An 18,845-nucleotide genomic window follows, 5' to 3' on the forward strand; every position below is an offset into this window, starting at 1 on the left:
ACTTACCCTTCTACAGCCACAGGCTGTAAATACGCATAAATTTCATTCAACACGGTTTGAGCGCGTACAATATCTAAGCTATTAATATCTTGTTTGACGAAGGTCGATTTTTGAGTCACTTTCTGAATCAACTGCTGTGCCTCAGCTGGACTAAAACTTGAGGCCGTTCTTGCTAGAATTGGCAACAATTCAATAAATTGTTGCTCTTGTAATTGGTTAACCCATTGGCTTACCGTATCCCAAAGGCTTTGCTCATGAATCAATAACAACGCTTGATGTGTCAAAAAACCTTCAAACCATGCTGCACTATAGTCTGCAGTTTGCCCAATCGATAAAGCACGAGACAAAAATCCTTGTGTTTGCTCGACCTCAATTAACTGTTGTTCTCGTGCTAAACGCACACAGCAACCATGCAAATAGCCTTGCATCTGTTGTAATTGCAATAACTGATACAAGGTATCTTGCCAAAGCTGCAACAATTCATCTTGTTGTAATTGTTCTAAAAGCTCATATAGAGTTTGTAGTTGTTGAGCAAACTGCTGTGCCATTTCAGCATTCAACTGTACACAATAACTCGGTAAACTTAACATCAACCGAATTGCTAAATGTTCTACTACTTGAAGTAAATGCTGCATTGAAAACTGACGAACACTGCCATAACGAATGGCAGCAATCAGGGGTTTTAAAGTAGCTAAAATAATACTTGGATCTTGATGCTGAGTAGTGAGTTCATTCAATTTATCCAAAGCCAGATTTAAACTTTGATCTAGTCCAGACAATAAAATACTTTCAATCAATTGTGCAATCTGTGCCACATCTTCACATTGTCTAATCTGATTTTCTAAATAGCTTTGTGTCGCCAACTGAATGCTATTGCCCCACAATGACATTTCATTCAGATATAAACTACTTTCAGGCTGCCAAGACAACTGCCACATTTCTTTAAAGTTGCCTTGCTTTGATCCTGTTCCAGTTAACTCAGCCCAAGCAAGACCTAATAATTTCACGCAATGTAAAAATTGACTTTTTGCCAGATCGAATTTTTCACGCAAATCCAGACTAATTTCTCGATGTGGCGCATCAAGCTTCAAACGGAAATATTTCACCTGCTGTAAAAAGTCTTTTTGAATTGGCAATTCAATCCATTCATCAGGCACTTGCCCCAACTGTTCATCTTCAAGCAATTTAGATAAAATAGGTTGTGGAATATCTAGGCCGTGATTCAAGACCGAGCGAATCGCCTCAAATAAATCTTCCAAATCAGGGATACGTCGTCCACGTAATTGCAATAAAGATTGAATCAATTGCACTGCATCAATAATCTGAGCACTTGAAGCATCATGCCCTGCTTGGCGTAACGCTTGTGCAAATTGACTTAACCAATCTATGGTAATTTTTTCACCATCTACATCTCCATTCAAGGCTTGTTGGTAGTGCTTCCATAAATGGGTATACCATCCCACAGCTTTTACGCCTGCGCCATAACCACTGTCTCGGCTCAAACGCCCATGTGTCCACGCAATCCACGCTGCCTCAACCTTCACTTTAGGCAAAGCTTTGAGCAATGCCGTATCGATTTTATTGTATGCCTTTAAATCCGCCAATACAGGTGCATGCCAAGCTCCACAAATCACCACAATATTTTGATAGCCTTGTTTCTCTGCTTGTCTAATGACTTTACGCATATAGGCTTCACGATATTGCTCAAGTAATTGCTCTTCACTACTACAGTTTTCAGGTTGTTGTGTTTGCAAATAATCACGTAAAGCCGCCATTGCATCTGTAATTGCAGCAAACATTTGTCCTGCATGTGGCTGTAATTCGACTAGGTGCTCCCAAAAACGCTCACTGTCTTGATACCCAGACTGTTCTGCCAAAAGTTGGATCGGATCTTGGCGAATAGAAAGATAATGCTGTTCCATATTCTGCGCAGTTTGATCTGGCAATTGTGTGTTTAACTCAAATACATCAGCATCTACTCGTTCTTGTTCATCTGCTGAAGCTTGCGCCAGATGTTGCTCTGCCCATTGCTTTTCTAATGCAAAACGATGTTGCACAGGAAGATCCATAAACGTTACATCGACGTGATGCCGTATCGCGTATTGCAAGGCTTGCCACTCTGGGGAAAACTCAGCAAAAGGATAGAATACCGCCTGTGATCGCACTTCTTTTTGTACAGGTGTATTCAACAGCAACGCTACAGGTGGTTTAAAATCAGTATGTTGCAATTGGCTGATAATTGTATTCGCATCAGGAGGCCCTTCAATCAAAATACAATCAGGTTGAATTAAAGCCAAAGCATTACACACGCTGCGTGCGGAACCAGGGCCATGATGACGAATACCGAGAATATGCAACATCTTTTTATCCTTATTCTTCCAGCTATTTATTCAACATGCATTATTCTAAGTCACGACAAGCACGATATAGATCTTGCCAACCCTCACGCTGTTTAATCACGGTTTCAATATATTCTTTCCAAGGCACAATATCTTGGACAGGATCTTTTAAGACAGCACCTTGTAGACCTGCTGCTAATTCATGATCAGTTAAATTACCAGAGCCAAAATGTCCAGCCATTACCCAACCGTGACTCATTACTGAAATAGCTTCTGCAGTTGATAAGGTCCCCGTAGTGGTTTTTAGTTTTTGTTTTCCATCCAAAGTTTGACCATGTCGTAATTCTCTAAAAATTGTGACTAGTTTTTGAATTTGAGCATCTAAAGGTTGAATCTCAGGAAGTTGTAAACTTTGACCTAAAGATTGAACACGCTTTTGTACAATTTCTACTTCTTCTGCAATGGTCGCCGGTGGCGGTAAAATAACGGTATTAAAACGACGTTTTAATGCCGAAGAAAGCTCATTTACCCCCTTGTCACGGTTATTAGCAGTGGCAATCACACTAAAACCCTGTATGGCTTGATACTCAATCCCCAACTCAGGAACAGGTAAATTTTTCTCAGAAAGTAGAGTGATTAAAGTATCTTGGACATCTGCAGGAATACGTGTTAACTCCTCTACACGGGCGATCTTACCTTCTTGCATCGCACGCAACATAGGGCTTTTGACCAAAGCATCTTCGCTCGGACCTTTAGACAAAAGTTGGGCATAGTTCCAGCTGTAACGCAAAGTATCTTCGCTGGTTCCAGCCGTACCTTGAATCAATAATGCACTATTTCCCGAAATGGCAGCTGCCAAATGTTCAGATACCCATGATTTCGCCGTACCTGGCACCCCTAATAATAACAATGCACGATCAGTCGCCAAGGTTGCGACTGCAATTTCTATCAAACGGCGATTACCAATATATTTAGGTGAAATCACCGTACCATCAGCCAAGGTGGTTCCTAATAAATAATCCACGACCGCTTTCGGCGAAAGTTGCCATTGTGGAGGCTTCATTAAATTGTCATGTGCTTTTAATGCATCTAATTCATGAGAAAACTGTTGTTCTGCGCGGGCACGTAAAACTTGTTGAGACATGGTGATTATCCTAATTTATGATTTATTGATCATTACGCAATAATTTTTTGTTTGTACTGATTGAATTGAATCAGTTGTTTCCATTCGGAAATAGAAAAAAGAGCTTGTAAGCCACTGAAGTCAATTGGATAAGCTTCCAAAATCAGCCATTGTGCCCGCTCTTTTAATAATTCAAATTTTTTCTGATCCTGTTGCAAATCTAAAGTTGCATATACATGCTGAAGTAACACCGCTGCCATTTCTGTGATGTTCCGATCTTGATGCAAGACTTTAGCGTGTTGAAACACAAAATAAAAATGCTCTAAATTTTGCTGTTGATAATGCAGCTCTAGTTGTTTTAATAACCATCCAATTGCTTGCTCTTGATGTAGTAAACCAAAGACCAACTCACGTTCAAATCTGTTCCCACTGGATGTCGTCACAGCTTCACACCATTGGGTTTGATGTTGGTAAAACCATAACGCTAAATCATGGCGTTGTTCTCGATAACAGCATGTTACAAAAGCATTCCAAATCTGCTCTCTCTGTTGTGAATGCAATGAGAGTAGATGATCCCAAGTGCCAAATACTTCTAACCAATATGCGAGTGGCAATTGAATCAAAACTCTTGTGAGATAGAAGACACCTTGTGAACTTTCACAAAAGGCTTGGTAAGCCTGTTCAATTTGAGCACTTTGATAAACCGCTTTTAAATTTTTACGGCTTTCGACCAAATTAACTTCTCGATCAAAGAAACCATAATCATTGAGTGCATCATCTTGATCTAAATTAATATTATATTTAACTTTTCTCGCCCGAGCATCGTAGCTTAAACAGGTACGTAGCAGTGCGATAATCTCACCATAAAGTACATTATCTGGATAGTATAAATAAAAAGTTAATGCAGCATTCTTGCGCACTGTAGCCGCATTTTGTGGTTCTAGTGTTTTCACATGCCGATATAACGCTTCAAATTGCTTAATCGGCAGGTTGTACAGCACTAGACTTTCAGCTTGACTTTGCAAATGATTTTGCTGAATTGATTGTGACCAAAACTCCGCAATATGTTGATCAATAAAGTGAGGTAATTGACTGCACAACTGGCTCATCCACAATGACCAATCGCTATTTTTTAATTTCAATAGCTGGCGGACCAATGGTGCCGAATCTTGTTGTTTCAAATATTTCCAAACCCGTTTAGCATCATCCAAACGTGTTGTAACATCTCCTTGAAATGCAAACTCAGGTAAAATAGATGCCAATAACACTGGGTTTCGACATAGAGGTAACACTTTCAATACTAAATAACGAGGAATCACTTGCTGCTGCTGTTGAGCAAGTTTCAATATTTGATTAACCCAATCCTGATACAAAAATGGCGATTCTTGCCCAACAATCCATTTCAAAATTTGAATCAGCTCATTATCCAGTTGCTTTTCATGTTGTAGCTGCTCAATCTTATTCAAACTCTTTTGCACCGTTTCAGGCACCGTTCTCGCTTGATAACCTGCGTGTTGCATGAACATCCAGTATTGATTCAAGACTAACAAATCTTGCGCTGAATCAATCTGTTTAGGTACATAAGTCTGTAGTACATCAGGAGTTTTTAGAGTCTGTTTAAATTGCTGTCCCAGAGTCAGTTTGAGAAGTAACTGTTGATTAAAATCACTGTACGATGCGTTTAAACACATTCAAAATGCCCTCCTTGCCAAATACTTACAAGTTTAAGCTGTAACCCATTCCACTCTATGCCAGCACTAAATGATTCTGCCCCAACTAAAAACCACAACTCAACAAATTGCTTAATTTCAACCTCACACATCTTTTGATTCTGATCGACCAAATAAATCGTTTTATCACACTTTACTAACCGCAATTGCTCCAGCCAAAAAAAGCGTACTAATTGCAAAGGGTGCTGTTTCAAGTTATTGGCATATTGAGCAAAAGCCTGATCAAAATTGGTAAATCCCTTCGGTGCAACAAGCGTCTGGCTCACATTAGTAAACGACAATAAACTATCTTCTAAACGCAGACGTTGATGGCTCACACCGGGATAAAGTTTGGCAGTTAAAGACAAATGTTTTTGGTAAGGTAAGGTTAAACCGAAGTTGGAATAAGGGGGAATTTCGAAATCCAATAGCAGATAATCGCATAGCTTTTCACTATCCCATAACCATTGACGACGATAACGTCCACGGGTGTTGACCAGTTCTTGCGTCACTTGTCCCAATGCATACAAACTCAGCACCTGAGTTGGGATGTTATCCCATGCATCTGTCGGTAAATTAATACCAAAGAGCTGTTTTAATTCTTCATATAGTTCTGGCTGAAGCCGCTGGCGGTTTTGCCATAAATCAACAGCTGTTTGTAGTTTAGCCAACCAAAATGAACTTTGTAATTGCCAATCAGTTTGATATAAGGCACTAGAAAATTCATCTAAATAACTGACTAAACCAGCAACTTGTGCATCGACCAAACGGCTTTGGATATCTCGAAATTTTTCCTGCTGTTGTTGACGTAATCGCCCTAGCCCCATGATTACAATATCATTTAGCCATGTTTGTAATGCTTCAACACCTGCATCCATTTTTTTTTCACGTGCCAACTGGCGTTTGGCACGCGCTTCTTCATCAATTGGTTTATCAATTTTATTTTCTTTTTTCTCAAGCGTTTTGGTTTTTTTATCGCGCCATTTTTGTACTCGATCAGGTATATTTTGTTCATCTGATTGCACAATAAATTTATCTTGATACTCGGAATAGACAAATAATAATGCTAAGGCATGTTTACAAGGCCGCTTAAAACTCGGACAACTACATTCACATTTAAGTTCAGGTAAAAAGATTGCACTTTGATAAATCGCGCTCCCTTGAATTTCTCCCCAAATCCAATGATCTGTCGAAGCTGAAATATTATTCCATGCTTCAAATTTCGCTAACTTCTTAGCAGATTTTGCTGAACTTGTATCTGGAATAATTTGTTCTATTTGATCAGACTGAATCGTCAGCAACATAATTAACCCTTTAAAATAATTCTAAGTTTCAATATTTTCAAATTGCACACTTGAATGAAATATAACTTTTTTCACTCAGTTTTTATATCATTTAATCTGATAGGGCGACATGTTATGTCGCATATAATTATTGGTATAAAAAAAACTGACTTATGTAAACATAAGGCAGTTTTATCAAAAACTAAATTATTTATCTAAAATTGCAAAAAGATCAGCTTGAACGTTTTCGATTGCACGTAAACCATCTAATTTGTCATAAGTCGGAGCATTTTCACCTGAAGCAGCACGACCTTGATAGAAGCCAACCAATTGCTCAGTTTCGCTATGGTAAGAGCCGAGACGCTTACGAATCGTTTCTTCTTGGTCATCAGGACGTTGCACAAGGTCTTCACCTGTTTCATCATCTTTACCTTCCACTTTTGGTGGGTTGTAAACGATGTGATAAACACGACCCGATGCAGGGTGCTGACGACGACCAGAAAGACGTTGCACGATTTCTTCGTCAGGTACAGCAATCTCAATCACGTGATCAATGCTAATGCCAGCTGTTTCTAAAGCTTCAGCTTGTGGAATTGTGCGTGGGAAACCGTCAAAGATACAACCATTTTCACAGTCAGGCTGAGCAATACGTTCTTTAACCAAGCCAATAATCAGCTCATCAGAGACCAAACCACCTGACTCCATGACGCTTTTCGCTTTTAAGCCAAGTTCAGTACCTTCACGAATTGCAGCACGGAGCATATCACCGGTTGAAATTTGTGGGATATTGTAGCGCTTACAGATCAACTGAGCTTGAGTACCTTTGCCTGCCCCAGGTGGTCCGAGTAAAATAATGCGCATAAAAGAACATCCTCATTTAAAAACAATAAATCTTAAATTGAGCAATATCATACAGACTTATCACTCAACCAACATCAAATTAATTATAAGAAAGCAACAAATAAGTGAATTAAACCAGCAAAGAAACCAGTTACTCCACCCAGTACAATCAAGATCCACTCATCTTCTTGGAACGCAGGACGCAATAGGTTCTGGAACTCTTTCGGTGTTAGTTCACGGATGCGGTCTCTAAACATTTGAAAGATCTTCTGCGCGCGACTTGCATTCAGAGCTGGGTCACATACTGGTCCCATGGTAATTTCAATTGAGCGATCAATCAAGTCGGTCTTGAGTCTAGCATACTCTCTTGGTCCTAATGAAAGCTGCAATGAGGTTCTGACCAATGGGGTTTCCATGATTTCATTGATATGACGCTTGACAATACGACGTGTTTTGTCTTTTTTACTGCCATACATCATTTCGGTCATGATCGATTTCAAGGTAATTAAATCTTCAGTCACCACACTGGCGAACACATCCGAAACCTCTTCCTGACGCTTCATAAATGCGCCTTGGACATTATAGGTTCCAATCTTCAAGACCGGCACAATCCAAGGAAATTTACGGTCTTTGGTCAAACGGAAAATCTGTGGATAGCGGATATAGTGCGGTTCAATTGGGTTAAACACCATCCAGATCGCGATCCAGTTGGTTAAAAAGCCCCAAATTGCAGCCCAGAATGGAACCGTCCAGTGCCAAGGCACTACAAACCATACAATCATCTGGAAAATACCAAAGAACATCCCTATTAATGCACTGATATGCCAAATAAAGTTAATTTCTTTTTGCCCCACCTTCAAGAACATGCGCACCATCAAACGGCGATCACCTTCCATTTGGCTGACCACCATTTCACGCATGTCGACCAGTGACTCGACGTTCATGGTCAGTTCAGTCACAAGTTCCCTTAAGGTATTTGGTAACTGTTTGTGGGCTTGGGCATAAATACGGCGTTTAATCGAATAAGGTAAGTTTTCCCAGAGTACCGCATTGCGATCAATCATCACTTCATCAATCAGATGCTCAAGCTCAAAACCGACTTGCTCACCAATGATCATGGCCATATCTTCGGGGTCCATTGCCTCTAAAAACTCACGCAATGAACCTAGTTTAGATAAAGTGTTATCGGTAATGATGCCTGAAATACGTCCAGCTTTACGTGGCACAATCCCTTGCCAACCGACAGGTAATGGTCCTAAATGGAATCCCCAAAAGTTAATTGGGTAAAATACCATTTTCAATGCCATCCACACGTGCGCCCATGTTACAAAGGCGGTGACAGGGATGATACTCAAGACTGCCAGATGGTCAGGTCGATTTAGAAAAATCTGCCACAATTCATTGACGTAATCAAACATGCATGACTCTCTGAATTATTGATACATGATGGCCTATAAAAGGATAAACGTTAATTTCCTCTTATAAACCAAAACTTAAAGTATAAGAAAACTGAAGGACAGGTTCTGATTTTTTCACAGTATTGCCATTCCCATCTTCTATTTTTTCGCGTACCCCCGCGCCCACACTGAATGTGCTGATACGTTCGCTATTCAACCAAACATAAGCAAGATCGGCACCGACACCCAAATTGCCCTTTTGCTTACCACCATAATTTCTGCTGTCTAAATGCCCCGCATAGACACCAAGGTAATAACCATTTTTATCTGTACCAGTTAGGTAGTACGGATAACGGAATCCAACTTGTCCACCAGGTTCATTGTCATCATTTAAAAATGCACCCGCTTTGGCATAGGCAATACCATAAGGATTTACCCATTCAAGGTTGGCATGTAATAATTTCTTGGTAAAACCTGCACCTACATTCCATGTTGAAACGTTTGCATCTTTTAATTTTGGCTCTGGCTTAAATGGATTGTCATCCGCATGACTTAAGCCCGTAAGTGTTAAAACCGATAATAAAAGGCAAATTTTTCTCATTATTTTCTCCATTTTCCCTAAGAGTGTATTGGAAAATCCTATTTCAAACTGATTGTGACTTTAACAGAATTATTTTGCTTCTAATATACAAGACCATACAATTTTAATGTCTGCAAAGTCAAAAGCTGTCGCAGTATCATTTGCATGATTTGTTGAAAATTCTACAGTATGTTCATGCAACTTACGTTAAAATGCGTAGCCTTTGTATTCTCTCCATTTTGTAATTAAGTCGACACCCTATGAAACAGCACTTTCCTTTAAAAAATATGCAACAAGAAAAGCGCATTTATAAGGGTCGTATCTTTTTTGCAATCTTTGTCGTGGCGATTTTTCTACTTTTATTGATCTGTCGTTATGCATATTTACAGATTGTTCATTACGATGACTTTACAACGGCCTCAGACAAGAACCGAATTCGTTTACAACCCTTAGCACCCGCACGTGGCTATATCTACGATCGTAACGGCGTACTGTTGGCAGATAACTACCCTGTGTTCACCGCAACACTGAGTCGTGCCGATGTCAGTGATATTGATGACACTATCAGCCGTCTGATTCCAATTCTAGGCTTGACCCAAGAAGATGTTGACCGCTTTAAAAGCCGTGTGAAAACTGCACGTAAAACCGAACGCCTTGCAATTAAGTTGAATTTGACTGAAGCCGACATTGCCAAATTCAGTGAAGTGAAATATGCCTTCCCTGGAGTCAAAATTGAAACTCAAATGACCCGCTATTATCCACATGGTGAGTTGTTTGCACATGTGATTGGCTATGTCGGTCGTATCAATGATAAAGAACTCAAATCAATTGATAAGGATTTATACGCGGGAACCAACCTGATTGGTAAAATTGGGGTCGAAAAAAGTTATGAAGAGCTGTTGCATGGGACGCCTGGCTATGAATCTGTCGAGGCAGATGCACATGGTAATGTACTGCGTAATTTAGGTCGCCAAAACCCAGCACGAGGTAATGATCTTTATTTATCACTTGATTATGGTCTGCAAACTATTGCAGCAAAACAATTGGCAGATCGTCGCGGTGCAATTGTCGCAATGGACCCACGTACAGGTGAAATTCTAGCATTAGTCTCGAGTCCAAGTTTTAATCCAAACCTCTTCGTGACTGGGATTAGCTCTAAAGACTACAGTGGGCTGCGTGATAACCTCGATCAACCGCTCTATAACCGTGCAGTTCAGGGGGCTTATCCACCCGGTTCAACCATTAAACCGATGTTTGGTTTAGGCGGTATTCATTATGGTCTCGTCGATTGGAACACTGCAATTTCCGATCCAGGCTATTTTTCATTGCCTGGTGACAGCCACCGCTTCCGTGACCATAAAAAAAGTGGTCATGGTTCTGTGAACATGCATAAAGCTCAAATTGTATCTTGCGATACTTATTTTTATGTCCTGTCCTATCGCATGGGCATTGAGAAAATGAATGACTGGATGCGTCAATTTGGCTTTGGTGAAAAAACTGGGGTCGATTTACCAAGTGAAAGTTCTGGCCTGTATCCGAGCCCAGAATGGAAAATGCGTACCCGCAAATCCAAATGGCTAAAAGGTGAAACGATTTCAGTCAGTATCGGACAAGGCGCTTTTACCTCTACTCCGTTACAACTTGCGATGGCAACTGCAATTACTGCGAATAAAGGTTCACATGTCACGCCCCATGTATTAAGAGAGACCAAAGGCGCCAAAAAATTTAGCGTCCACAATGCACCCGATGGCAAAATTAACTTCAATGGCACCGAACAAGATTGGAAAAACATGCACGATGCAATGGTGGATGTCATCCAGTCAGGTACAGGTCGTGGTATTAAAGGTGGTTTGCAATATTCAATCGCAGGTAAAACTGGGACAGCACAAGTTAAAAGTATTGCCCAAGGTAAACGCTATAACGAAGCTGCGCTTTCATCTCGACAATGGGACCACGGTTTATTCGTTGGTTTCGCGCCTGCCGATAATCCAGAAATTGCGATTGCTGTGGTTTGGGAAAATGGTAAACATGGTGGTTCTGCGGCGCAGTTAGCACGTCCAATATTTGATTATTGGCTAGTGACCCGTAAAAAGAATCCACTCCGCCCAGCCAGCCATCAAGTCAGTGGTGGTTTAATGACAGCAGGCATTAAACCTGGCGAACTGCCAAGCAGCAGTGTTGCAACCACAACAACACAAAATAGCCAAGCGGCATCAACACCCGTCGCTTCATCCACTCCAGCATCTACACCTGTCGCGCCAGCAACAGCTGCTCAACCTACTGATGGAGTAACTGAATAATGAAAAATCAATTGCGTATCATCGGTGGTAACTGGAAACGCCGTACTTTACCCTTTGCCAGTATTGATGGTTTACGTCCAACACCAGATCGTGTCCGTGAAACCTTGTTCAATTGGTTAATGTGGGACATTCAAAATGCGCAGGTTTTAGACCTGTGTAGCGGCTCAGGTGCATTAGGATTTGAAGCGCTTTCTCGTGGAGCTGCTAAAGTCGTGATGATTGAACCAAATCCAATACAAGCCAAAATCTTAAAAGACAATATTCAACTGTTAAAAGCAGAAAATTGCCAACTGCATGTTGCAACGGCACAACAGGCTTTAAAAAAATTAAACTCAAATTTTGATGTGGTGTTTCTTGATCCACCATATAGTCTGGATTTATGGCAAGAGTTAGCAGAACTTGCTGACCCAATGATTGCAAACCACGCTTATATTTATGTAGAAGCAGATCGAGATTTATCTCAACTCACCCTTCCCCTGACTTGGCAGAAAATTAAAGAAACCAAAGCCGGTATGGTCAGAGCAGGGCTATATCAAAAGGTCAGTTAAAAAATCCGTAACCAGAAAAATCGTATCAATTGCCCTCGGTCAAAGGGAAAGCTGGAAAGATATTCATAGCCAATTCGATTGGTCTGGTTCAACTGATACATCATGCCATAACCGACTGAAATCGAAAAATCATCCAGCGACAAGCTAGTGGTGTCACCTGTTAACATCTTATGGTTAAACTGATTAGTTTGATAAGCCGTATAATTATAGACACGCCAACGCTCATTTTGAAAAAATTGGTTATGCAAAACCGAATATGCTGTTTTCATTTCAGGATAAGCAGCATCAAACATCTGTTCGGTATCTTCGCTCGGCGCTACAAAAAAATCATAGTCATCCGCATAAGCCCCAGCAGAGAGACCTATTAAAAAACAGAATAAGAAAATGCACTGAATTCGCATAACAAGATGTGTTGATGACGCCTTATTTAGCATAACGCTAAAAATCATTTTATATCAACCGATTGAATATTTTATCTTCATTCCACCCGCTTAAATTTAGAACCACCATTCCATTCGACGACCATTTGGAATAACACTGTTATTAGCATCTTTAAACTTAGTTTCTTTTTCAACGCTAAAACCAATCCGCTCATATAGACGCTGCCCATTTGGATTTTTCTGTGAGACATCTAAAGATAATGCAGTGAACCCTTGTTGTTGAGCTAAACACTTCTGATGTTGTAGCAATAAAGAGCCTATGCCTTGACCTTGGTAATTAGGATGGACACCAAAATTAGCAATATGCAAACATGAGTCACTGGGCTTAGTTACAACTGAACCTGCCTGTAAGACTCGAGACAAAACACGAGGAAATCCAAGTCTATAAATGGCCCAGATATTTTTAAGGCTACCCTGATCCATACTCAATAAATCCTTTTTGCCATAACAGGCTATTGTTGCAACCACCTTCTCATGATGCTCGACCACCCAATGCAACTGATAACTGGTATAACCTTGTCCTGAAAGGAATTCACGATGAATGAATTGTTCTGCGCTGATCTGCTTATGTTGATAAATATAATCAAACAACGAAACCGCTGCGCTATAAATTAAAGGTACACAGGCATCAACATCTCGCCGTTGCGCTTTTCTTATTTTCATTTTAAATCCCGTCTATTTAATTTTTGTGCAATCAGATGTGCAAAGTAAAAAAAGATTAAATTTTATCGTGTTAGACATAAATAATTAATTTATAAAATTCACCTTATATACAATAATAGCACCTTTAAAATTCTACTCTATCGATCATGAAGCTTTTGTTCCTGCTCATTGCCACCGTGAGCTTATCAGGTTGTATTTTTGGAAAATCTAGCGAACTAAAACGCGCTGAGAAACTCTTACAAGGTTTTCAGTGTCATAACATTGAATCCAGTGAGTTAGCAACCTCTTCTATTTCAAATTTTTATCAACAATCACTGGCTGCCAATAAAGACAAAGCGGCATCATATATTGAACAATATAAAAATGGTGAAGATCTCTTTGACATTCCGCTCGATGAAGTTGTACAACAAAAATATCAATTATATAAACAAGCATGTCAGGCACTCGGTGGCGTTTCTACAGCCAAAGAAACAATCGCTGTAAAAACGACAGAGTAAGAGCAATAAAACTTGCCTGACTGTATTTAGGATACAGTATGATCGAACAACAACTGAGTTTAAAACATTATATTGCGCTTGCGATAGTGCTGCTGGTGGTGGCAATTGCAAGCATCCAACCGCTTGAGTTTGAGGCTTATTTGCTACACCAAGCGGGTACCGTTTTGATGCTAATTGCCCTCATTGTCACGCTGAAAAAGATTGGCATTAGTTTTTATAGTTTTTGTCTTTATCTTGGCTTTCTTCTGATTCATATTTTAGGGGCACACTACCTCTACTCTTATGTGCCTTATAATGAGTGGATTGAAAACCTTTTCCACTTTGACTTAAATCAAACCATGGGTTGGTCGCGTAATATGTATGACCGACTGGTGCATTTTGCTTATGGTCTATTGCTCTATCCACTTTTCTATCGCTGTTTTCAAGTTTGGTTACCGACTGCCAAACCTTTGACCCTATTTCTGCTGGTGATTCAATTTGTCATGGCATCGAGCATGTTTTATGAATTAATTGAATGGTGGATCGCGATTGGTTTATCCCCTGAAGATGCCGAAAACTATAATGGCCAGCAAGGTGATATTTGGGATGCACATAAAGATATGTGCCTTGCAACCGTCGGAGCTATCTTGATTGGAATCACTCAACTCCTCAAAGAAAAAACGCCTACTTAAAAATAGACGCTCTCAAAATATAAATACAGTTTAAATAATCGAATGTTGCAATACAGTAAGCTGGTCTAAAGGATCAGCTTTTAAACTTGCTGCATAATCAAGATGGGTTAAATCAGCATTTCCAGAATGACTGGTTGCAGGAGTTGGATTTTGTCCTATCAGCAATTGGTTCAAAACCCCATCCAACTGATTTGATACGGGCTCAGAAGAAGACAATAAGGTATTTAGACTCAGTTTCTCAATATTGTTTGATTCGGAAACAGGTTCAGCGTGTTGGGTTTGTAAAGCACCCAAATCAATCGCATCGGCCAAAGAGGCTTTCACTACAGGTGCAACCACATTAAAACTAAATGCATCACTCGCTTCACTAATATTGCCTGCTGCATCAGTCAAGGTTAAGGTGATTTTATGTGGCCCCACACTTAAATCTTGCTTAACTTCAAAACTCCACCTTCCATTATCTCCCACTGTTACTGTACCTATCGGTTGACCATTGTCATAAATCGTCAAAACAGTTTTTGCTTCACCTACACCAGCCAAAGTCGGTTTGCTGTCATCAGTATCCCCTCCTGCCGCGATTGCACCTTTTACAGCACCCACATCATCCATCACGGTTTGCAAAATCGGCTTATTCGGCGCAATGGTATCTTTTGTCCCTACCACATCGACTGCATCGGAACGGTTCCCAGCTGCATCAATGATATAAACTTTCCCTACATTTTTATCGGTTAAAGCCGATGATAAGGTAATGCTAAATTTTCCATCCGCACCAACAGTACCTGAACCAAACAGTGTTTTCCCATCCGCACTTCTAATTTCAATTTTACTATTTGCTTCCGCTGTACCCGTCACTGAATCACCTGCTGCATTGATTTCAGCAACGGCTTTATCGGGTGCAATGGTGTCTTTTCCAGCAGTAATCTCAAGTGGCTTAGATTGGTTGCCTGCCGCATCTTCGACAATGATGGTTGCCTTTTTATCTGCAGCTAAGGCAGGTGAAAGTGTAATCTGAAATTTGCCTTGTGCATCTGTTGTTCCAGTACCAATGGTTTTCCCATCCGCATCCTTGATCTGTACCTTGCTATTCGCCTCTGCTCGACCTTGAATAGATGAACCTTCCTTATTGACATCCACAAAAGGTTGATCTGGCGCTAAAGTATCTTTGCCTGCAACCACTTTAGTTGGTGTAGATTTATTTTCGGCTGCATCTTCAGCGACAACCGTCCCACCTTTTTCACTGGTTAAAGCCGGTGAAACTTTAATGGAATACAGTCCTGCTTTATTTGCAATCACGCTACCCAATAGCGTGCCATTTGCATCATAAATGGAAACTTTAGCATTGGCTTCGGCCTTACCTGTAACAATGGTTCCATCTGCATTCAGTTGTGCCGTCGGAGCATCTGGTGCAATGGTATCTTTATTTCCTGTCACAACAGTGGCTTTAGAAGTATTCCCCGAACCATCAATTGCAGTCACGCTGACCTTGCCGCCATTCACCAAAGGTTGATCCAACTTAACCGTGTAATTTCCTTCGGCGTCAGCTTGAGTCGTTGCAATCACTTTCCCAGCTGCATCTTTAATTTCAATTTTGGCTTTCGCTTCGGTTTTACCCGTAATCGTTTGTGTATCTGTACCTAAACTCGCAGTTGGTGTAGCAGGTGGTGTTATATCAATCGGTTGGTTACTACTTTTATTTTTATCGTCATCATCATCTTTTACCGCTAATAGATACACACCTTCTGCCACTAAAGCAGCCAAACCTACTTTTAAGAGTTGTAACTTACTAATCGCCGAATCCTGATCCACATTCTGAGGTTGAGGAGCTGGTGTCACTGCATCTGTATATGCAAATTGCGTCAGTGATGTCGCTGGGGTATAACGAACAAATTTTCCAGAATCATCAAATTCTGCGACCGCATAAGTCCCATCATCTTTCGCAACTGCAAGGCTATGCTCTGTTAAGTTTTCAGCACTATAAAAATCACTGACAATAATTTTTTCACCGTTTTTTAGTGTAATGACAAGGTCATTACCTTGTTTGATCATGGATTTAATATCGGCTTGATTCACACCAATTTGTACGATCGAAGGCTGGTCGAGTACCACACTTTTCAATTGCGCATCTTGTAGAATATTCGAATTTTTCTTTGAAAAAACGACGACTCTTGTCATTATTATGCTCACTTATCAATTATATTTTTAAATACTTTTTCGGTTAATGAATAATTAAGTAATTCATCTTGCAGTTAAAATATCAAATGATCGCTATTGCTACAATCTATTCGATCAAATAGTTTTGTCATGTTTGTTTAATTCACCAAATGTTCAAATCTAGCGGTGAACTCCACCCCAAATCTACAAGATCAAACATAAAAAACCAGCCCTTTAGGCTGGTTTTTTATGCTCTTTATAGCGTGTAAATTATTAAAATTTCGGATCACGCATTTGTACCAATGTACTATTTGCCTTTGCCAAACTATCTGTAATTTTATTCATGACCGTAGGAATCAAACTTTCAGCCATTTGAGCTGCCTGCAATCCCAGTTTTTCGCCAAAGGTTGGGCGTTTACGGGTATTAATCACATAGATATCGTGTTTTGGTAACAAGCTTAATAGGTATTCGTCAGAAGTTTGTAGCTTATCTACCAAGTTCAATTCACGTGCATCTTCACCATACCAATGCTCGCCTGTTGCAACTTTAGCAACATCAAGTTGTGGACGATATTTCTCAACAAAATGCTTAAATAAGGAGTGGGTTTGCTGCAACTCTTCTTCAAACTTGGCCTTGCCTTCTGGGGTATTTTCACCAAACATGGTCACGGTACGTTTATATTCACCTGCGGTATACAGCTCAAAATCAACATTGTGCTGTTTGAGTAAACGATTAAAGTTCGGTACTTGTGCAACCACACCAATCGAACCCACCACTGCAAAAGGTGCAGAGATAATTTCATTGGCAATACATGCCATCATATAGCCGCCACTTGCAGCAACTTTATCAACACAGATGGTGACATTAAAACCTGCATCACGTAAACGCACCAATTGAGCAGCGGCCAAACCATAACCATGCACCATTCCGCCAGGACTTTCTAAACGAACGACGACACGATCATGCCCTGCTTTAGCAGTCGCTAAGATCAAGGTAATTTCTTCACGGATGGTATCGACTGCAGACGCTTGAACATCGCCTTTAAAGTCAAGGACATAAATTTTTTGATCGTTCTTCTTGCGAATTTTAGCTTCTTTGGCAAGCTGTTGAACGAGTTGTAATAATTCAAAACGAGAGGCGGTGGTTTGCGCAATTCTTTTTCTTTGTTCATTCACACGCGCATTGAGATGACTAATACGAATTTCAGCAGGAAACTTAGGTAAATGGAATAACATGAAGTATGTGCTCTATAAGTTCGGCGTTATTGTTCTAAGATGTGGTCTGCTCAATAAAAATTCAATAGCGATTTTGCAAAATAGATTCATTTTCATTTATATAAACAAAAAGAGCCCGAAGGCTCTTTTGTTTGTAATGAAACGGATTAACCAAAACGACCCGTAATATACGCTTCCGTCAACTGATGGTCTGGCTGGGTAAACACTTTCTCAGTCGAGTTCACCTCAATCAAATCACCCAGATGGAAGTAAGCGGTACGGTCTGATACACGCGCTGCTTGTTGCATAGAGTGGGTAACGATTGCAATGGTGAATTGTTCAGACAATTCAGAAATCAATTCTTCAATTTTCGCGGTCGCAATTGGATCCAGCGCCGAACATGGCTCATCCATCAAGATCACTTCTGGACTCACTGCAATGGTACGTGCGATACATAAACGCTGTTGCTGTCCACCTGACAGACCTGTACCCGGCTGACTCAAACGATCTTTGACTTCGTCCCATAAACCCGCTTTACGTAAACTGTTTTCAACAATTTCTTCTAGGTCATATTTATCACGCGCCAAACCATGCAATTTCGGACCATAAGCAACATTGTCAAAAATTGATTTCGGGAATGGGTTTGGCTTTTGGAACACCATGCCGACTTGTGCACGCAATAACACTACATCAAGGTTTGGATCATAGATATCTTGATTATCTAAAGTCACCTTACCCGTCACACGGCAGCTATCAATGGTGTCATTCATACGGTTTAAGGTCCGCAAGAATGTCGACTTACCACAACCTGATGGACCAATGAAGGCAATCACTTCATTTTGGTAAACATCAAGATCAATTCCTTTGATTGCCTCAGTTTCACCATAGTAAACATGAACATCTTTGGTACTGATTTTTACTTCACTGGTTTTTGGCTTTTTATTTGAAGAAGCCGTTTCAAACTGAGAGACAAATGCAGTATTTGATTGCTGAACTTGCGCTTCAGATGACGTAAATTCTGTTTGCTGTGGATTCACTGATTTATCCTTTTCTACGGCGTTCATAATATCAATCGTATTCATTGTACTC

The 18,845-nt window shown here is 40.3% G+C and carries 16 protein-coding genes; 4 read left to right on the forward strand and 12 right to left on the reverse strand.

Annotated features, from left to right (window positions below; all coding sequences use genetic code 11):
- Nucleotides 1–2 precede the first annotated feature (2 nt).
- From NG55_RS11845 to NG55_RS11875, 7 genes are all read right to left on the reverse strand, one after another.
- Nucleotides 3–2,360, reverse strand: coding sequence for a DUF5682 family protein (locus tag NG55_RS11845; protein ID WP_065343360.1), 2,358 nt, complete (start codon nucleotides 2,358–2,360; stop codon nucleotides 3–5).
- 40 nt (nucleotides 2,361–2,400) lie between these two features.
- Nucleotides 2,401–3,483, reverse strand: coding sequence for an ATP-binding protein (locus NG55_RS11850; RefSeq protein WP_023271514.1), 1,083 nt, complete (start codon nucleotides 3,481–3,483; stop codon nucleotides 2,401–2,403).
- A gap of 32 nt (nucleotides 3,484–3,515) precedes the next feature.
- Nucleotides 3,516–5,153: a hypothetical protein gene (locus tag NG55_RS11855; protein WP_065343361.1), complete on the reverse strand. Its 1,638-nt coding sequence runs from the start codon at nucleotides 5,151–5,153 to the stop codon at nucleotides 3,516–3,518.
- Complete coding sequence (locus tag NG55_RS11860; protein WP_065343362.1) at nucleotides 5,144–6,475, reverse strand: SWIM zinc finger family protein; 1,332 nt, start codon at nucleotides 6,473–6,475, stop codon at nucleotides 5,144–5,146. Before NG55_RS11860 ends, NG55_RS11855 begins: the two co-directional genes overlap by 10 nt.
- Before the next feature lie 186 nt (nucleotides 6,476–6,661).
- Nucleotides 6,662–7,315: an adenylate kinase gene (gene adk / locus NG55_RS11865; RefSeq protein WP_004801251.1), complete on the reverse strand. Its 654-nt coding sequence runs from the start codon at nucleotides 7,313–7,315 to the stop codon at nucleotides 6,662–6,664.
- Nucleotides 7,316–7,398: 83 nt separating this feature from the next.
- Nucleotides 7,399–8,712, reverse strand: coding sequence for a DUF445 domain-containing protein (locus NG55_RS11870; RefSeq protein WP_004652140.1), 1,314 nt, complete (start codon nucleotides 8,710–8,712; stop codon nucleotides 7,399–7,401).
- Between the two features lie 61 nt (nucleotides 8,713–8,773).
- The gene (locus NG55_RS11875) at nucleotides 8,774–9,292 is read right to left on the reverse strand and encodes a hypothetical protein (RefSeq protein WP_016541311.1); all 519 of its coding nucleotides are present in this window, start codon (nucleotides 9,290–9,292) and stop codon (nucleotides 8,774–8,776) included.
- Between the two features lie 239 nt (nucleotides 9,293–9,531).
- Here NG55_RS11875 and mrdA point away from each other — a divergent pair, with 239 nt between their 5' ends.
- Together mrdA and rsmD are read left to right on the forward strand one after the other, a co-directional pair.
- Complete coding sequence (gene mrdA / locus NG55_RS11880; RefSeq protein WP_016541310.1) at nucleotides 9,532–11,571, forward strand: penicillin-binding protein 2; 2,040 nt, start codon at nucleotides 9,532–9,534, stop codon at nucleotides 11,569–11,571.
- On the forward strand, nucleotides 11,571–12,119 hold the full coding sequence (gene rsmD / locus NG55_RS11885; protein ID WP_016541309.1) for a 16S rRNA (guanine(966)-N(2))-methyltransferase RsmD: 549 nt from the start codon (nucleotides 11,571–11,573) through the stop codon (nucleotides 12,117–12,119). Before mrdA ends, rsmD begins: the two co-directional genes overlap by 1 nt.
- Here rsmD and NG55_RS11890 read toward each other — a convergent pair.
- Nucleotides 12,116–12,520, reverse strand: a complete 405-nt coding sequence (locus NG55_RS11890) for a hypothetical protein (protein WP_081408999.1) — start codon at nucleotides 12,518–12,520, stop codon at nucleotides 12,116–12,118. The genes rsmD and NG55_RS11890 overlap by 4 nt on opposite strands.
- 96 nt (nucleotides 12,521–12,616) lie before the next feature.
- Nucleotides 12,617–13,222 (reverse strand): GNAT family N-acetyltransferase, encoded by a 606-nt coding sequence (locus tag NG55_RS11895; RefSeq protein WP_065343364.1) that lies wholly within the window; start codon nucleotides 13,220–13,222, stop codon nucleotides 12,617–12,619.
- A 146-nt stretch (nucleotides 13,223–13,368) separates the two neighbouring features.
- On the opposite strand from NG55_RS11895, the gene NG55_RS11900 reads away from it, so the two are divergent.
- Together NG55_RS11900 and NG55_RS11905 are read left to right on the forward strand one after the other, a co-directional pair.
- Nucleotides 13,369–13,719, forward strand: coding sequence for a hypothetical protein (locus NG55_RS11900; RefSeq protein ID WP_016541306.1), 351 nt, complete (start codon nucleotides 13,369–13,371; stop codon nucleotides 13,717–13,719).
- A gap of 38 nt (nucleotides 13,720–13,757) precedes the next feature.
- The gene (locus tag NG55_RS11905) at nucleotides 13,758–14,390 is read left to right on the forward strand and encodes a DUF2238 domain-containing protein (RefSeq protein WP_065343365.1); all 633 of its coding nucleotides are present in this window, start codon (nucleotides 13,758–13,760) and stop codon (nucleotides 14,388–14,390) included.
- 30 nt (nucleotides 14,391–14,420) lie between these two features.
- Here NG55_RS11905 and blp2 read toward each other — a convergent pair whose 3' ends face one another.
- The 3 genes from blp2 to pstB all read right to left on the reverse strand — a co-directional run bounded on the left by blp2 (nucleotide 14,421) and on the right by pstB (nucleotide 18,838).
- A complete protein-coding gene (gene blp2, locus NG55_RS11910; protein ID WP_065343366.1) occupies nucleotides 14,421–16,562 on the reverse strand; it encodes an Ig-like repeat protein Blp2 in 2,142 nt (713 codons plus the stop codon).
- Between the two features lie 252 nt (nucleotides 16,563–16,814).
- The gene (sohB, locus tag NG55_RS11915) at nucleotides 16,815–17,777 is read right to left on the reverse strand and encodes a protease SohB (protein WP_023271504.1); all 963 of its coding nucleotides are present in this window, start codon (nucleotides 17,775–17,777) and stop codon (nucleotides 16,815–16,817) included.
- A 146-nt stretch (nucleotides 17,778–17,923) separates the two neighbouring features.
- Nucleotides 17,924–18,838 carry a phosphate ABC transporter ATP-binding protein PstB gene (pstB, locus tag NG55_RS11920; RefSeq protein ID WP_065343367.1) on the reverse strand — a complete coding sequence of 305 codons (915 nt, stop codon included), beginning with the start codon at nucleotides 18,836–18,838 and terminating at the stop codon, nucleotides 17,924–17,926.
- Nucleotides 18,839–18,845 lie beyond the last annotated feature (7 nt).

Origin of the sequence: Acinetobacter gyllenbergii (assembly GCF_001682515.1) — a bacterium.
Lineage (GTDB): Bacteria > Pseudomonadota > Gammaproteobacteria > Pseudomonadales > Moraxellaceae > Acinetobacter > Acinetobacter gyllenbergii.

Bases quoted from the DNA above. Each gene is read 5' to 3' on its own strand.
- NG55_RS11845 (WP_065343360.1), bottom strand. From the start codon at position 2,360: ATGTTGCATATTCTCGGTATTCGTCATCATGGCCCTGGTTCCGCACGC.
- NG55_RS11850 (WP_023271514.1), bottom strand. From the start codon at position 3,483: ATGTCTCAACAAGTTTTACGTGCCCGCGCAGAACAACAGTTTTCTCAT.
- NG55_RS11855 (WP_065343361.1), bottom strand. From the start codon at position 5,153: ATGTGTTTAAACGCATCGTACAGTGATTTTAATCAACAGTTACTTCTC.
- NG55_RS11860 (WP_065343362.1), bottom strand. From the start codon at position 6,475: ATGTTGCTGACGATTCAGTCTGATCAAATAGAACAAATTATTCCAGAT.
- adk (WP_004801251.1), bottom strand. From the start codon at position 7,315: ATGCGCATTATTTTACTCGGACCACCTGGGGCAGGCAAAGGTACTCAA.
- NG55_RS11870 (WP_004652140.1), bottom strand. From the start codon at position 8,712: ATGTTTGATTACGTCAATGAATTGTGGCAGATTTTTCTAAATCGACCT.
- NG55_RS11875 (WP_016541311.1), bottom strand. From the start codon at position 9,292: ATGAGAAAAATTTGCCTTTTATTATCGGTTTTAACACTTACGGGCTTA.
- mrdA (WP_016541310.1), top strand. From the start codon at position 9,532: ATGAAACAGCACTTTCCTTTAAAAAATATGCAACAAGAAAAGCGCATT.
- rsmD (WP_016541309.1), top strand. From the start codon at position 11,571: ATGAAAAATCAATTGCGTATCATCGGTGGTAACTGGAAACGCCGTACT.
- NG55_RS11890 (WP_081408999.1), bottom strand. From the start codon at position 12,520: ATGCGAATTCAGTGCATTTTCTTATTCTGTTTTTTAATAGGTCTCTCT.
- NG55_RS11895 (WP_065343364.1), bottom strand. From the start codon at position 13,222: ATGAAAATAAGAAAAGCGCAACGGCGAGATGTTGATGCCTGTGTACCT.
- NG55_RS11900 (WP_016541306.1), top strand. From the start codon at position 13,369: ATGAAGCTTTTGTTCCTGCTCATTGCCACCGTGAGCTTATCAGGTTGT.
- NG55_RS11905 (WP_065343365.1), top strand. From the start codon at position 13,758: ATGATCGAACAACAACTGAGTTTAAAACATTATATTGCGCTTGCGATA.
- blp2 (WP_065343366.1), bottom strand. From the start codon at position 16,562: ATGACAAGAGTCGTCGTTTTTTCAAAGAAAAATTCGAATATTCTACAA.
- sohB (WP_023271504.1), bottom strand. From the start codon at position 17,777: ATGTTATTCCATTTACCTAAGTTTCCTGCTGAAATTCGTATTAGTCAT.
- pstB (WP_065343367.1), bottom strand. From the start codon at position 18,838: ATGAATACGATTGATATTATGAACGCCGTAGAAAAGGATAAATCAGTG.